Here is a 12,539-nt window from a genome sequence, read left to right on the forward strand (position 1 = left end):
TCACTGTCTTTGTCGGCCGGGATTCTGGACGCATCGCTCTCTTTGTTACAATCGATTCGAGGGACGAGATTTGAACAACGTCGAGACGGTCGCCTTCGGCGCTGCGTCTCGTCTCGTTCAAACTCGCCGTTCGATTTGAACCACGGTCGCAACGCGACTCACGGCTTCGCCGTTCGTCTTTTTGCGACACGAAATGTCGCACATTGCTCCCTGATTCAAATCACTCTGGCCGCACTTGGCACTCGTCACAAAGTTCCTCGGTACAAGTGCGGGGGACGAGATTTGAACTCGCGAACTCCTACGAGAGCGGATCTTAAGTCCGCCGCTTTTGGCCAGGCTCAGCCACCCCCGCTCAGTCGTTCGTTATCAGGGGGGAAGAAAAGTGCTTTCGGTTACCAATCGACCGACAGCGAGCCATCGCCATTCGGGTCTGGCGAGATTTCTTCGTCCGTCCGTCGGTCGATGACGTGGATGACGCCACGGCCTTTCTTCGCCGGGCACACCTCTGCAGCGCGGATGTTCTCGTCGAGTTCGTCCTCACCGATAAAGTACGACTTCGCTCGGGCGAGTCCGGTTGCAAGGTCCATCTCCCAGTTGTCTGCGACCTCGGCACACCGCCCCGCGCCGAAGCACTTGTTGGCCTCGAAGATGATTTTGTAGGGCTTTTCTTCGACCGGCGGAGCGTTTGCGTCGCTTCCGAAGTCGCTCGGCTTCGGACGCTCGGTCTCCTCACTCATCGACGGGGGTTGCAACCGCGGCGACTTTGCGCTGTCGGTCGCCTTCGAGTGTGCCCGGTGGCTCTTTCCGCGTTGCTCTCCTACGATGGCTGATGGCCCGTCCCCGACGCGAGCGCTTCGACAGCGCGTTTCGCTCCCGCTCTCACCGCGAGCAACGGCAGTTTCTCGCGGACCTCTGGGCGGCGCGGGGATGGGAGACGAGAATCGACGGGCAAACTATCGTCGCCACTCGCGGCGGTGAAACCAAGCGTATCGCACTCGCTACTGAGTCGTTTTTAGGGACGCGCTCGCCGCCAGCAGAGACGAACGTCATCGTCGCACTCGGGGAGATTGACTCGCCGACAGCGACGGTTTATTCGGTCGGTGATATCTTCGAGATGGCTCGGTACGGACTGCCGGAAGCCCAAAGTGACCGACTCTTTTCTGCGCACTTTGGTTCCCTCCTCAGCACGCCGGTTACAGAGCGCCCGCGGCGCAGATGGCTTGGCCCCTTGCTCGTTCTCGTCGCTCTTTTGTTGGTTGTGGCCGCCGCGGTCGTAACTGGGATGATTCCACTTTCGGGCGTCCAACTGGCGACCCAAGACGCGTCGCCTGCGGCCACGGAATCCTCCACTTCGACGCCGACAGCGACACCCGTCCCCCGTGCGATTGCCCCCGGTCTGACGACGGCGGGCGTCGAAAATGCCACAGCGCTCGCTACAGCCCACCGCGAGGCACTCGGGAATCACTCGTATCAGTGGACGATTGGGTATCGTGAGTCGATTGCGGGCAATCAGACCGGCAGCGCGGTAGAGACCGTCGCCGTCGAAGCGCCGCATCGATACCGCTCGTCCGTCCAGCGAAGTGGCACGCTCAGAGCCTTTCCGCGGCCAACAGCCTCCGAAGACGCCTTCGCGGATGGGACGTTCCGGTACGCCCGTCGCCCGTCCGAACCCGATGGTGTCGCCGTTCGCGTCATCGACCCCGAGACCGTGGCCGGGCCGGGTCGCCAAGCCATTCGCGCGGAGTCGTACATCGACTGGTACCTCTCGACAGAGAACTCTCGGGTCGTGAACTCGTCGGTCGAAAACGGCACGCAACTGTACGAAATCGTCGGCAGTGGTAACGAGTTCCCGCGGTCGGTTCGATACACCGTCAGCGCGATTATCGAAGACTCTGGCTTCGTGCGGTCGATGGAGGTGTCGTACGAGACGCGAGATGGCGTGACAGTAACAGTGTGGTTCGAATATAGGGCAATCGACGAGACGACGGTGGAGCCACCGTCGTGGGCCGTCAACGCGCGCTAAGCTTACTGTTCGACGTCGACGGATTCGAGGACGATGTCCGAAACCGGCTTGTCTTGGCGGTCGGTCGGGACCGAGCCGATTTCTTCGACGACGTCCATGCCGTCGGTGACCTTCCCGAAGACGGCGTGTTTGCCGTCGAGGTGCGGCTGTGCGGCGAGCGTGATGAAGAACTGCGAGCCGTTGGTGTTGGGGCCGCGGTTCGCCATCGAGAGGACGCCAGCGCCGTCGTGGCTAAGGTCCGAGTCGAACTCGTCGTCGAACGTATAGCCGGGGCCGCCGCGGCCGGTTCCGGTCGGGTCGCCACCCTGAATCATGAAACCGTCGATGATGCGGTGGAAGAGGATATCCTCGTAGAGGGGTTCGTCCTCTTTCGTCTCGTCCGTCTCGGGGTGTACCCACGTCTTCTCGCCCGTGGCGAGACCGACGAAGTTGTCCACCGTGTTGGGGACCTTGTCGGCGAACAGTTCGACCGTGATGTCGCCCTTTGTCGTGTGGAGCGTGGCAGTTGGGTTATCGCTCATATACCCATCGTCGGGCGGGCGCGTGAAAACCGTGCCGCTCCGACTACAATAGTCGTATCGACAGACATATCAATTTGACACAAACGATTGTGATGAGATGACATGTCATGTCACTGGAGGGCGACCAAAATGAGCGCCCTCTCAGCCCTTCGAAAGGCCTCGAATCTCGCAAACACGTACTTCGTCGTTCTCGTCCTCGCCGCGGCGGGTCTCGCGCTGGTCGAACCGAGTCTGTTCACGTGGATTGCCCCACATATCTCGCTCGGACTCGGCATCATCATGCTCGGGATGGGCCTGACGCTCCAACCAATCGACTTCAAACGACTCGCCGAACAACCCGGTGCGGTTGCAGTCGGTGTTCTCGCCCAATGGCTCGTGATGCCGCTCGCGGCCTACGCGCTCACCGTTGCTCTCTCGCTCCCGCCCGAACTCGCCGTCGGCGTCATCCTCGTCGGTGCCGCTCCTGGGGGCACGGCGTCGAACGTCATGGCCTATCTCGGTGAAGGTGACGTGGCGCTCTCGGTTGCGATTACGACCGTCACGACGCTCGCCGCGCCGATTGTCATGCCTGCGTGGGTGGTCGCCCTCGCTGGCGAGCAGTTGCAGGTCGGCTTCATGGACCTCTTTCTGAGTATCGTCCAAATCGTCTTCATCCCGGTCGTCCTCGGCTTCGCGCTCCGAATCGCGCTCGACCGCTCCGCGCCCGAGGCTGCTGAGGCCGGACTCGACGTGTTCCCGCTCATCTCTGTGGTGACTATCGTCGCCATCGTCGCGGCCGTCGTCGGCCTCAACGTGGATACGATTCTCGGCGCAGGAGTCGCCGCCATCGCCGCCGTCGTCATCCACAACGCGATTGGACTCAGTGCAGGCTACGGCGCTGGCAAGCTCGCAGGCATGCCCGACGACCGTGTTCGGACGACGACCTTCGAAGTCGGCCTGCAAAATAGTGGACTCGCCGCCGCACTCGCTGTCGCGTTCTTCTCGCCGCTCGCCGCACTGCCGCCCGCACTGTTCAGCGTGTGGCACAACGTCACCGGCCCGGCGCTCGCAAGCTACTTCTCGCGCCAAGAGTCGAGTCGGCCGACTGCCGCACCCGCCGACGACTGAGTACCGCCCGACACGCGACCGATTTTTCACGTCGCCGACTGCGGATTCCCCCTACCTACAAGAGATACGATTGCGTTGCGGTGTGTATGCACACTGCGGAGACCGTGACGCTCGCCCGACTTCCTTCCGGTGTCCCGGTCCAGACGACGGTTCACGTCTACGAACCGGCCGACGGGACGGCCGACAGGGCGACACTCTACATCCAAGCGGCCCAACACGGCCGAGAGATAAATGGCACCGAAGTCCTCCGACGACTCCACAGCCGATTGGACCGCGAATCCATCTCTGGACGCATTATCGCCGTTCCCGTCGCCGACCCACTGACGTTCGACCGCGTCTCGTACACCACGCCCGAGGCGGTCGATTCGGTCAATCCGAACATGAATCGCGTGTGGCCCGGCGATTCGGATGGCTCACTCCACGAACGCATGGCCGCCGCACTCTGGGAGTACGCCAGCGAAGCGGACGCTATCGTTGACCTCCACACCGGCAGTCCAGACATGCTGACTCACACGGTCTACCGAAAAGGCCACGACGAGTCACGGACCCTCGCCGAAGCCTTCGGTATCGACGTCCTGCTCGCCGAGGCCGCGGGCGAAGACGCCGAAGAAGAGTGGGCCGAGCGCAACTTCGGCGGCAAACTCCGTGTCGCCGCCACCGAAGCCAACATACCCTCTATCACGCCCGAACTGGCGCACAACAAGCAACTGGTCGAAGACGCTATCGACGCGGGCGTCTCTGGGGTTCTCAACGTCGCTCGCCACCTCGGCATTCTCTCCGGCGCAGTCGATTCGTGGGACGGCAAGACCTACAGAAATCACCTCGGGCGCGTCACTGCCGCCGAATCCGGTCTCTTCGTCGCCCGCGAAGACCTCGAACTCGGCCGCGACGTGCGCCCCGGCGACCACCTCGGCTGGGTGTACGACCCGACCACCTACGAGATGCTCCAAGAAGTCGAAGCCGAACGCGGCGGCGTCGTCTACTCTATCGCCCGCGAGGCCACCGTCACCGCCGGAACGACGCTCGTCGGCGTGGCACTCCCGCTGGATGGAGACGAAGATGACCCGTTCGACAGCGTGGACGAGGAGTTCGACTTTTAGGCTCGAATAGTAGGCAAGAAGACATTTATCGCCGCAGTTTGAGCCGCAGATATGCAACGACGCGACGTGTTGCGATTTTTGGGGTCTGTTGGAGTTGCTGGGTTGGCTGGGTGTGCTGCACCGGCGGCAAGCCCGAACTCACGATTCGACCCCGAGGCTCCCTGTCCAGACAGCATCGACTTGTGTTATCACGAACTGACCGACGAGCAGGTGTTTCTCTACCCAGACAGCGAACAGGTCACCATCGGCGACGAGGTACAGATGCACCTCGTCAACCGGAGTGACCACGACCTGTTCATCGGTCCCGACTACTGGTGGCTGTGGCGTCTTGAGGATGGAGAATGGGTCGATATCAGGCCTCGAAACTATGTCCTCGATATGGGTGCTGGCGTCCCTGCTGGCGGGTCGTACGTCTGGAATCTTGCTGTCCACGCCGAGGCATCCGATGGGAGGTCTTCAGCGTTCGGGGAGATTACTGAAGCCGCCTTCGAACCGGGTCGCTACTGCTTCGAGGCGCGCGATGTCGATATCGGCGACGAAAAAGAAAACGAACACAACTCGTTCGGTGCGATATTCGACGTAGTCGAAGCCTGAGCCTTAGAAGTCGCGCAGGTTTTCGAGGACTGCTTCTGCGGCACCGGAGTCGATAGCCTCACGAGCCATCTCCAGACCTTCGTCGATGGAGTCTGCATCCTGCCGGGCGTAGATGCGGAGTGCCGCGTTGAGGGCGATTGCGTCGGCGAATCGGTCGTCGCGTTCGCCGGAGAGAACGGCTTCCGTAATTTCGGCGGAGTCGCCCGCAACGTCGTCTTCGTTGACACCGAGGTCGTCGTACTCGAAGTCCATTCCATAGTTGGCCGTCTCGATGTCGAAATCCTCGAAGGTGCCGTCGTCGTCTCGCGGTTCATCACCGCTCGACTGTTCTGCGTCGCTATGCGACGCACTCGCGGTCCACTCGGCGACCTTCGTGTAGCCGGGGCGGATGTCGTCGTAGCCTTCCATTCCCTGGAACATGACGATGCGGTCGAGGTCGTGGTGCTGGCTCTCTTTGAAGGTGTCCGTCATCTTCTTCGCAAAGGCGAGGTGGTAGAACGACCCAAGATGAGTGGAGGCATTCGCCGGATTGGCGATGGTCTCGATGGTGTTGACGAAGGTGCGAACGCCCATGTTGTCGCGGCGCTCCCACAGTGCGTGAATCGCGGGGTTGAACTTCGGTTGGTAGTAGAAGCCGAAACCAGTCTCGTCCACCATATCCGCCGACTCGCTGGGTTCGAGTTCCGTGCGAACGTCGAGTGCGTCGAGGACGTGCTTGTAGGCGTCCTGTTTCTGCGTGGGGACGCGGTCACCGGAGTGGACGACCACGGGCGTGCCCGCGGCCGCCGCGACGACACCTGCGCCGACGCCGAGAATTGCGGTCTTGCCCTTGCCGTCGTAGTTGGCACCGCAGTCCACGGGGTCCACGTCGGGTTCGGCGTACTCGACGTATTGGGCCATCACGTCGGCGTAGGCCGCCAGTTCCTCGGCGTTGTTGTGTTTCCACCGGTTCGCCAGCCAGAACGCGCCGAGCGTCGTGTGGTCGGGTTCGTCCGCGAGGATGCGCTCCATCGCTTCTGTCGCCTGCTCGCGGCTCATGTCTTCGGCCGATTTCGTGCCCGTTCCGACGACCTCGGTCATCAGGCGCTTCAGCGGCCACGGTCCGAACTCGTTGTCGGCATTCGTCATGGCTGAGTGTTCGAGTGAGCGCGCAAAAAACGTCCTGTTCGTGCCTGCCCGCCCGCGTCCGAAAGGGATAGGCTTCCGGACTCCTAAGCCGCGACAATGAGCGCGCTGTCGGAGGATTGGCGAGACGACCTCGACGAGGTCGATGCCGCCCTCATCGACGACTACCAGAGTGGCTTCCCGGTCGCCGAACGTCCCTTCCGCGTCGTCGCCGACGAACTCGGTATCGAGGAAGACGACGCCCTGGAACGAGTCAAACGGCTCCGCGAGAAGGGCATCTTCCGGCGGTTCGGTGCGGTCCTCAACCCGCCGGTCATCGGGAGTTCGACCCTCGCGGCCGTTTCGGCTCCTGACGACCGATTCGACGAGGTTGCCGAGGTCATCAACGGCTATCAGCAAGTGAACCACAACTACCGCCGCGACCACGACTGGAACATGTGGTTCGTCGTCACCGCTGGCTCTCGGGAGACGCGCGACCGACTACTCGCAGAAATCGAGGAACGAACGGGGTGTGAGGTGCTGAACCTCCCGATGCTGACCGACTACTACATCGACCTCGAATTTCCGGTGATGAACGAGGACCGTTTCGCCCGCGAGAGCCTCGAACAGACCGAGGTGAGTGCCACCCGAATCTCCGAGAACGCCACGGGCAACCTCTCGGACCTCGACGCTCGCCTCCTCGTGGAGATTCAAGACGGGTTCCCGCTCTCGAAGACGCCCTACCGCGACGTTGCCGAGGCCATCGACGCCGAACCGGCGGAAGTCATCGACGCCATCGAACGTCTCCTCGCCGACGGCTGTATCAAACGAATCGGCTGTATCGTCAACCACGTCGTCACGGGCTTTCACAACAACTGCATGGTCGTCTGGAACGTCCCCGACGACGAACTCGATGCTCGAGGTGAACACGTCGGGAGTCTCCCCTACGTCACCCTCTGCTACCACCGCCCGCGTCGCCCAGAACAGGACTGGCCGTACAACCTCTTCACGATGATTCATGGCCGCGAAGCCGATGCCGTGGACGAGAAGATAGACGAACTCGCCGACGAGTACCTCCCCTTCGAACACGAGCGTCTCTACTCCACCAAGACCCTGAAACAGACCGGCGCGCAGTACGAAGCACTCGTCAGTTCCGAGGACTGAACTGGCGACTCGTCTCTTTTCCTGAAAGTGCGTATTACGGGCTGACAGAACGGTTTTGCCAGTGGAAGTTGTATCTGTATATACATTTTTGGGGGTGTTCTCTCCTCGAATCGCTCGGAAAACCAACACACGACGACGGCGAGACGGTGTCTGTCTCTCGTTTCGGGCGGATACGACTACAGGACGATGGAACCGCAATCACGGCGGCGCATACTGCACCTCATCGGGGTCGGCCTGACGGGATGGACAGCGGGGTGTTCGACAGCGACACCATCGACAGAGAACAACGTCCCGATGATGGCGACACGAGTTCCCGATTCGGATTCGATATCTGTTGCGGAGCTAGCTACCCCATCACCGACTGATTCCGAACCGGAGTCAAAGACTCAAACAATCGAATTCCGGCGGGCAACTGCGACGGTGTCGCTGGACTGCACCGACTTCTCGTTGCGCATGGAACCCGCTTCGGTCGAGTACTTCCTCGACCTCCTCTACCGCGACGAGACGACCGACGAGGTGCAGTGGTCTTCTGCGGGGCCGCTCACCGGTCGCGTGACCGACTCCTTCGGCGACACCGAGTTTCTCCTGCTCGAAATCGACATTCAAATCTCCGGTGAACCACCGGCGAAAGTCTATCTACCCGATGGGTGTTTCGAGGGCGGACAACCGCGGAGTGGGATGCGAGGAGAACAGAACGAATAGTGGCTCACCGGCCCTACGCCTCGACCGGTGGTCGGGTGTACGTGTACTCTCTCACGGCCACGAGTACGATGGCGACGCTGGCGACAGTCCACGCCCCGACTAACTGCATTGGGGCGAGTATCGGAAAGTCGAATTCAGGGCCGAGAAGGTGGAAGGTGACGCCGAGTGCGGCGAGCGCCACCATGTTTCGGGCTGGATAGCGGCCGATATACGCTCGTCTAGTGAGCCACAGCAGTACGAATCCGTAGCCCATGACCGGGAGTTCGTACGCCCAGTAGACGAACCAAAATCCGCCATCTCCCCACGTTTTGAGTTCGTAGTACGCTCCTTGATAGTCAGCGATGTACCACCCAGAGCCGGGGTCAACGGTGTCTGTCGCATACTCAAAATCGTCAGGCCAGTCCTCGCGTCCGTAAATCGAATGCGAGCCATCTGGCGATTCGATAGACTTCCGTACCGCGCGTTGCGCATCTTGCGATAAGTCGTCGTACTGATGTATGGGTATCTCACCATCTAACAACGACTGCGCTGCTGGTTCTGTCGAGAAAGTCGCCCGCTCGGTCCAGTCGTGCATCAGCACCGGCGACGCAACGAGTGAGAGTCCGACGACTGCGGCCAACAGTACAACGACGGCCTCTCGATTCATACCTGAACTCCACGAACTGCTGACAAGTACTTTCTGGACCAAAACCTCTGTTTCCACTGGAATTTGGGTCTAACTCGTGCCCGTCTGATGTCCGTCTCGTGCCCGAATTCGGCAAATCTGTTTCATACCCCCCGGCCACGAGATGAGTGGGTGATACCCAATGCGAACCAAGACACTCATCGGCGCACTCCTCGCGGTACTCGTCGTCTCCGGCGGTATCGTCGGACTCGCCGCGGCACAGGAGACGACAACCGAGCAACCGACCGACGACGCACAGACCGCTGACCAAGCGACCGACTCGACCACGGACAACGTAACAGACCGCCGACCGACGGACCCCGCTTACACCAACCTCTCGACGTTCCTCGACCAGTTCGACCTGACCGACGAACAGAAGCAATCTATCGAAGACGAAGTGAGCGAGATGCGTGCCGACGACGCGTCTTCCCACGCGATTCGTCTCGTCGTCCACGGGCGACTCCACCAGTACGGCGTCACGCACGAAGATATGCACGAAGTCCGCTTCGAGAATCGCCTCGATGGGAAACTCGACCGCCTACAAGCCCACTACGACCTGAGCGACGACGAAGTCGAGACGCTCCGTGATGCGGTCGAGGCTGCCCGTGCAGACGGCGCGAACCCCGGTGAACTTCGTGAAGTCGCTCTCGACACACTCGAAAAGCTCGGCCACGACGTGAGCGACCTCCGCGAACGTTGGAATGAGCGTTCGGCCCAGAACTGGCATCGCCACGACGGCGACCGTGACCGCGGAGTTGGTCGCTAACAACGCGCGAACGCTAATCTCGCTGACCACTCGTGTCTCTCTCTATTTCGAACATGGATGCTGTTCCGGTCCCTCCACCGGCCCCCATCGTTTTTATACTCAACCTGAGAGGTGCAAACAGATGCGTCGGGTGCTCTGGTGGCTCATCGGCGGTGCTCGCGGTGGGAAAAACCGCCTGCGTATCGTTCGGACGCTCGCCGACACACCGATGAACGCGAACCAACTCGCCGACGAACTGGATTTGAACTACAAGACGGTCCGTCACCACCTCGAACTCCTCGAAGAAAACGGAGTTTTGACCACCATGGGCGACGGCTACGGCAAGACGTACTTTCTCTCAGACCGCATGGAACAGAACGTAGACATCCTCGACCAAATCGCACAGGAGGCCGACCTCGAATGAGCGACGTTGAACCCGACCCAATGAAGCGGACGCTGTTTGTGACGCTCATCGGCGTACTCATCGCAATCGGTGCGACACTCATCGTTCCTGCCGCACTCGGACGCGATATCCGTCCGCGGCTTGCGCTCTTCTTGCAGGTGAAACTGCTCGTCTCGACGTTCAACGTCGTCTTGCTCGTCGCGCTCGCGTACAACTACGTTCGGGTCTACCGCGACTTGCCGAACCCGTTTACCCTGAGTCTCGTCGTGTTCACCATCTCGCTGTTGCTGTACGCGCTCACCTCGAATCCGCTGGCGGCCATCGTCTTCGGATTCCGCCCACAGGTGAGTATCGGGGCGTTCACCTTCCTCCCCGACCTCTTTGCGACCGTCGCGGTCGTCGTCTTGCTGTATCAGAGTTATCGGTGAGGGCGCGGTGGCTGTCTCGGCCTTCTATCGGCTATTTCGGTCTGCCCATGGACTGAGAATCGCGTAGACCGCCTCGTTCATCGGCACGTCGATACCGACGGCGTCGGCGTGTCGAGCCACCGACCCGTGGAGTGCTTCGAGTTCCATCGGTTTGTCGTGAGTCAGGTCGTAGTGGAGCGACGAGTACATCGCTGGGTCGAGGTCACGCGCGAATTCGAGCCACTCCGTAACGAGGCCCTCAGGAAGGTCTACGCCCTCCGCGCGGGCGACTGTGACCACTTCAACCATGATGTCACGAAACATCTCCCACGAGGCGTCGCTCTCTCGAACGTCGCCTATCGGGAGACGCGTGGTCGCAGTCATTCCTGCCTGCGCACAGATGAACGCGAACTTTCGCCAGAGCTCGGTGTTGATGTCCTCCGCGTGGACGGCGTCGATACCGTCACTCGCTGAGAACGCATCGTGAAGTGCGGCGATTCGGTCGCTCTTCTCGCCATCGAGTTCGCCGTAGACGAATCGTGCCGGGCCACCAGTGTGTTCGACGACGCCCGGTTCTTTGATGGTCGAGAAGATGTACGCGACGCCACCGACCACGTGTTCGTCGCCGACGACCTCGGCAACCCATCGCTCGCTGTCGACGCCGTTCTGAAACGAGACGACCGCCGTGTTCTCGCCGAGAAGTGGTTCGAGGTCCGCCGCGGCCCCTTTGACGTCGTACGCTTTCGTGCAGAGCAATACGTACTCACACGACCCGATGTCTTCTGGGTCGTCTGTCGCCGGGAGTTCGACTGCCGTGTCGCCAGCGACGCTCTCGACGCGCAACCCCTCGGACTGGAGTGCATCGAGGTGCGGCCCTCGGGCGATGAGATGGACTTCGTGCCCGGCGTCTGCCAGTCTCGCCCCGAGATATCCACCGACTCCGCCCGCTCCAAAGATGGCGAATTTCATAGCGCAAGTAGACGAGACCAGATGAAAGAGATTGGGAAGGCGGGGCTCTCTCGTCCCGTGCGTCGTTCTCTCTGGATGAGAACCGGTGCCATATGTAATATTCTGTTGACACGAATTCGTAGGTGAACAACCATGCCTTCCATCAAACACCGAATCAGTACACACCCAGTAGCGGTCTTTTTCATCCTCGCGTATGCCATTACGTGGGCTATCGAGGCACCCGTCTTCTTGTTCGACTTGGAACCATCGTGGACGACGTGGGGTCTTTTTACTCTCGGTGCGCTCGGTCCGTTCCTCGCTGCTGTCGTCGTCTTGTGGGCGGCCGGTGAGTCGGTCCGAGAGTGGTTCACACCACGACTTCGCTGGCGACTCGCCCCCCGGTGGTACATCGCTGTCGTCGGTATCCCACTCGTGTTCGTCGCACTCGGGACGGCAATATACGGTCTCCTCGGGTACCCCATCGACCTCGGCGTCCTCGATTTAGGATTCGTGTTCTACCTCACACTCCCGCTTTTCATCCTCTTCGAAGCCATCGTCGGTGGCGGGAAAGAAGAACTGGGCTGGCGAGGGTTCGCCCTGCCGAAGTTGCAAGCCCGATACGGCGCGGTGCAATCAGGACTGCTCATCGGTGTCCTCTGGGCACTCTGGCACCTCCCGATGTTCTTCACCGCCTCGGCACCCCACGGGACGTGGCCGCTCGGACAGCAGGTACTCTGGGGCGTCAGCATCGTCGGCTTCTCACTCGTCTTGACGTGGCTCTACAACGAGACGGGCAGTGCGTGGATAGCGATGCTCGGTCACGGTGCGATGAACCTCTTGAGTGGTCTCATCCCAATCGACGCGACGGTCGTCGGGACGCCAATCTACGACGAAGTTCGCGTGGCCGCTATCGGTGCGTTTGCGGCGGCAGTGTGGCTCGTTGCGCTCGTACTCATCGCCACACAGGGACCAGACCACCTCGCACGCCATCCAGCAGAGACCAGCGGGTTCTCTGAGACGATATCATCGACACGTCACCCGCGACAAGCTAACTGAG

General features: G+C 61.0%; 15 protein-coding genes and 1 tRNA gene. 10 read left to right on the plus strand and 6 right to left on the minus strand.

Annotation, left to right across the window (positions count from 1 at the left end):
* Positions 1 to 267 precede the first annotated feature (267 nt).
* Both ACK509_RS11035 and ACK509_RS11040 read right to left on the minus strand, forming a co-directional pair.
* Positions 268 to 352 (minus strand) — tRNA-Leu (locus ACK509_RS11035).
* Between the two features lie 40 nt (positions 353 to 392).
* The gene (locus ACK509_RS11040; RefSeq protein WP_410766589.1) at positions 393 to 737 is read right to left on the minus strand and encodes a ferredoxin; all 345 of its coding nucleotides are present in this window, start codon (positions 735 to 737) and stop codon (positions 393 to 395) included.
* A gap of 92 nt (positions 738 to 829) precedes the next feature.
* Here ACK509_RS11040 and ACK509_RS11045 point away from each other — a divergent pair, with 92 nt between their 5' ends.
* Positions 830 to 2,023, plus strand: coding sequence for a hypothetical protein (locus ACK509_RS11045; RefSeq protein WP_410766590.1), 1,194 nt, complete (start codon positions 830 to 832; stop codon positions 2,021 to 2,023).
* Positions 2,024 to 2,025: 2 nt separating this feature from the next.
* Here the strand turns inward: ACK509_RS11045 and ACK509_RS11050 are convergent, their stop codons facing one another.
* Positions 2,026 to 2,544 carry a peptidylprolyl isomerase gene (locus tag ACK509_RS11050; RefSeq protein ID WP_410766591.1) on the minus strand — a complete coding sequence of 173 codons (519 nt, stop codon included), beginning with the start codon at positions 2,542 to 2,544 and terminating at the stop codon, positions 2,026 to 2,028.
* A gap of 129 nt (positions 2,545 to 2,673) precedes the next feature.
* Between ACK509_RS11050 and ACK509_RS11055 the strand changes: the two genes are divergently transcribed.
* The 3 genes from ACK509_RS11055 to ACK509_RS11065 all read left to right on the plus strand — a co-directional run bounded on the left by ACK509_RS11055 (position 2,674) and on the right by ACK509_RS11065 (position 5,345).
* On the plus strand, positions 2,674 to 3,651 hold the full coding sequence (locus tag ACK509_RS11055; RefSeq protein ID WP_410766592.1) for a bile acid:sodium symporter family protein: 978 nt from the start codon (positions 2,674 to 2,676) through the stop codon (positions 3,649 to 3,651).
* An 86-nt stretch (positions 3,652 to 3,737) separates the two neighbouring features.
* Positions 3,738 to 4,751, plus strand: a complete 1,014-nt coding sequence (locus ACK509_RS11060; protein ID WP_410766593.1) for a succinylglutamate desuccinylase/aspartoacylase family protein — start codon at positions 3,738 to 3,740, stop codon at positions 4,749 to 4,751.
* Positions 4,752 to 4,802: 51 nt separating this feature from the next.
* Complete coding sequence (locus tag ACK509_RS11065; protein ID WP_410766594.1) at positions 4,803 to 5,345, plus strand: hypothetical protein; 543 nt, start codon at positions 4,803 to 4,805, stop codon at positions 5,343 to 5,345.
* Between the two features lie 3 nt (positions 5,346 to 5,348).
* Here the strand turns inward: ACK509_RS11065 and ACK509_RS11070 are convergent, their stop codons facing one another.
* Positions 5,349 to 6,473: an anthranilate phosphoribosyltransferase gene (locus ACK509_RS11070; protein WP_410766595.1), complete on the minus strand. Its 1,125-nt coding sequence runs from the start codon at positions 6,471 to 6,473 to the stop codon at positions 5,349 to 5,351.
* A 96-nt stretch (positions 6,474 to 6,569) separates the two neighbouring features.
* Between ACK509_RS11070 and ACK509_RS11075 the strand changes: the two genes are divergently transcribed.
* Both ACK509_RS11075 and ACK509_RS11080 read left to right on the plus strand, forming a co-directional pair.
* A complete protein-coding gene (locus tag ACK509_RS11075) occupies positions 6,570 to 7,613 on the plus strand; it encodes an Lrp/AsnC family transcriptional regulator (protein WP_410766596.1) in 1,044 nt (347 codons plus the stop codon).
* Positions 7,614 to 7,799: 186 nt separating this feature from the next.
* Positions 7,800 to 8,315 (plus strand): hypothetical protein, encoded by a 516-nt coding sequence (locus ACK509_RS11080; protein WP_410766597.1) that lies wholly within the window; start codon positions 7,800 to 7,802, stop codon positions 8,313 to 8,315.
* 13 nt (positions 8,316 to 8,328) lie between these two features.
* Here ACK509_RS11080 and ACK509_RS11085 read toward each other — a convergent pair whose 3' ends face one another.
* Positions 8,329 to 8,961 carry a hypothetical protein gene (locus ACK509_RS11085; protein WP_410766598.1) on the minus strand — a complete coding sequence of 211 codons (633 nt, stop codon included), beginning with the start codon at positions 8,959 to 8,961 and terminating at the stop codon, positions 8,329 to 8,331.
* A 160-nt stretch (positions 8,962 to 9,121) separates the two neighbouring features.
* Between ACK509_RS11085 and ACK509_RS11090 the strand changes: the two genes are divergently transcribed.
* The 3 genes from ACK509_RS11090 (at position 9,122) to ACK509_RS11100 (ending at position 10,555) form a co-directional block, all read left to right on the plus strand.
* Positions 9,122 to 9,745, plus strand: coding sequence for a hypothetical protein (locus ACK509_RS11090; protein WP_410766599.1), 624 nt, complete (start codon positions 9,122 to 9,124; stop codon positions 9,743 to 9,745).
* A gap of 121 nt (positions 9,746 to 9,866) precedes the next feature.
* Complete coding sequence (locus tag ACK509_RS11095) at positions 9,867 to 10,148, plus strand: ArsR/SmtB family transcription factor (RefSeq protein WP_410766600.1); 282 nt, start codon at positions 9,867 to 9,869, stop codon at positions 10,146 to 10,148.
* Complete coding sequence (locus ACK509_RS11100; protein ID WP_410766601.1) at positions 10,145 to 10,555, plus strand: hypothetical protein; 411 nt, start codon at positions 10,145 to 10,147, stop codon at positions 10,553 to 10,555. Before ACK509_RS11095 ends, ACK509_RS11100 begins: the two co-directional genes overlap by 4 nt.
* A gap of 24 nt (positions 10,556 to 10,579) precedes the next feature.
* Here the strand turns inward: ACK509_RS11100 and ACK509_RS11105 are convergent, their stop codons facing one another.
* Entirely contained in the window at positions 10,580 to 11,503 is a 924-nt protein-coding gene (locus ACK509_RS11105; protein ID WP_410766602.1) for a 2-dehydropantoate 2-reductase, read from the minus strand.
* 132 nt (positions 11,504 to 11,635) lie between these two features.
* Here ACK509_RS11105 and ACK509_RS11110 point away from each other — a divergent pair, with 132 nt between their 5' ends.
* Positions 11,636 to 12,538 (plus strand): CPBP family intramembrane glutamic endopeptidase, encoded by a 903-nt coding sequence (locus ACK509_RS11110; RefSeq protein WP_410766603.1) that lies wholly within the window; start codon positions 11,636 to 11,638, stop codon positions 12,536 to 12,538.
* The last annotated feature ends 1 nt before the right edge of the window (position 12,539 follow it).

Origin of the sequence: Haloferax sp. DFSO60 (genome assembly GCF_046557615.1) — an archaeon.
Classification (GTDB): domain Archaea; phylum Halobacteriota; class Halobacteria; order Halobacteriales; family Haloferacaceae; genus Haloferax.

Coding starts and splice junctions, on each gene's coding strand:
- ACK509_RS11040 (WP_410766589.1), bottom strand. CDS start 737: ATGAGTGAGGAGACCGAGCGTCCGAAGCCGAGCGACTTCGGAAGCGAC.
- ACK509_RS11045 (WP_410766590.1), top strand. CDS start 830: ATGGCCCGTCCCCGACGCGAGCGCTTCGACAGCGCGTTTCGCTCCCGC.
- ACK509_RS11050 (WP_410766591.1), bottom strand. CDS start 2,544: ATGAGCGATAACCCAACTGCCACGCTCCACACGACAAAGGGCGACATC.
- ACK509_RS11055 (WP_410766592.1), top strand. CDS start 2,674: ATGAGCGCCCTCTCAGCCCTTCGAAAGGCCTCGAATCTCGCAAACACG.
- ACK509_RS11060 (WP_410766593.1), top strand. CDS start 3,738: ATGCACACTGCGGAGACCGTGACGCTCGCCCGACTTCCTTCCGGTGTC.
- ACK509_RS11065 (WP_410766594.1), top strand. CDS start 4,803: ATGCAACGACGCGACGTGTTGCGATTTTTGGGGTCTGTTGGAGTTGCT.
- ACK509_RS11070 (WP_410766595.1), bottom strand. CDS start 6,473: ATGACGAATGCCGACAACGAGTTCGGACCGTGGCCGCTGAAGCGCCTG.
- ACK509_RS11075 (WP_410766596.1), top strand. CDS start 6,570: ATGAGCGCGCTGTCGGAGGATTGGCGAGACGACCTCGACGAGGTCGAT.
- ACK509_RS11080 (WP_410766597.1), top strand. CDS start 7,800: ATGGAACCGCAATCACGGCGGCGCATACTGCACCTCATCGGGGTCGGC.
- ACK509_RS11085 (WP_410766598.1), bottom strand. CDS start 8,961: ATGAATCGAGAGGCCGTCGTTGTACTGTTGGCCGCAGTCGTCGGACTC.
- ACK509_RS11090 (WP_410766599.1), top strand. CDS start 9,122: ATGCGAACCAAGACACTCATCGGCGCACTCCTCGCGGTACTCGTCGTC.
- ACK509_RS11095 (WP_410766600.1), top strand. CDS start 9,867: ATGCGTCGGGTGCTCTGGTGGCTCATCGGCGGTGCTCGCGGTGGGAAA.
- ACK509_RS11100 (WP_410766601.1), top strand. CDS start 10,145: ATGAGCGACGTTGAACCCGACCCAATGAAGCGGACGCTGTTTGTGACG.
- ACK509_RS11105 (WP_410766602.1), bottom strand. CDS start 11,503: ATGAAATTCGCCATCTTTGGAGCGGGCGGAGTCGGTGGATATCTCGGG.
- ACK509_RS11110 (WP_410766603.1), top strand. CDS start 11,636: ATGCCTTCCATCAAACACCGAATCAGTACACACCCAGTAGCGGTCTTT.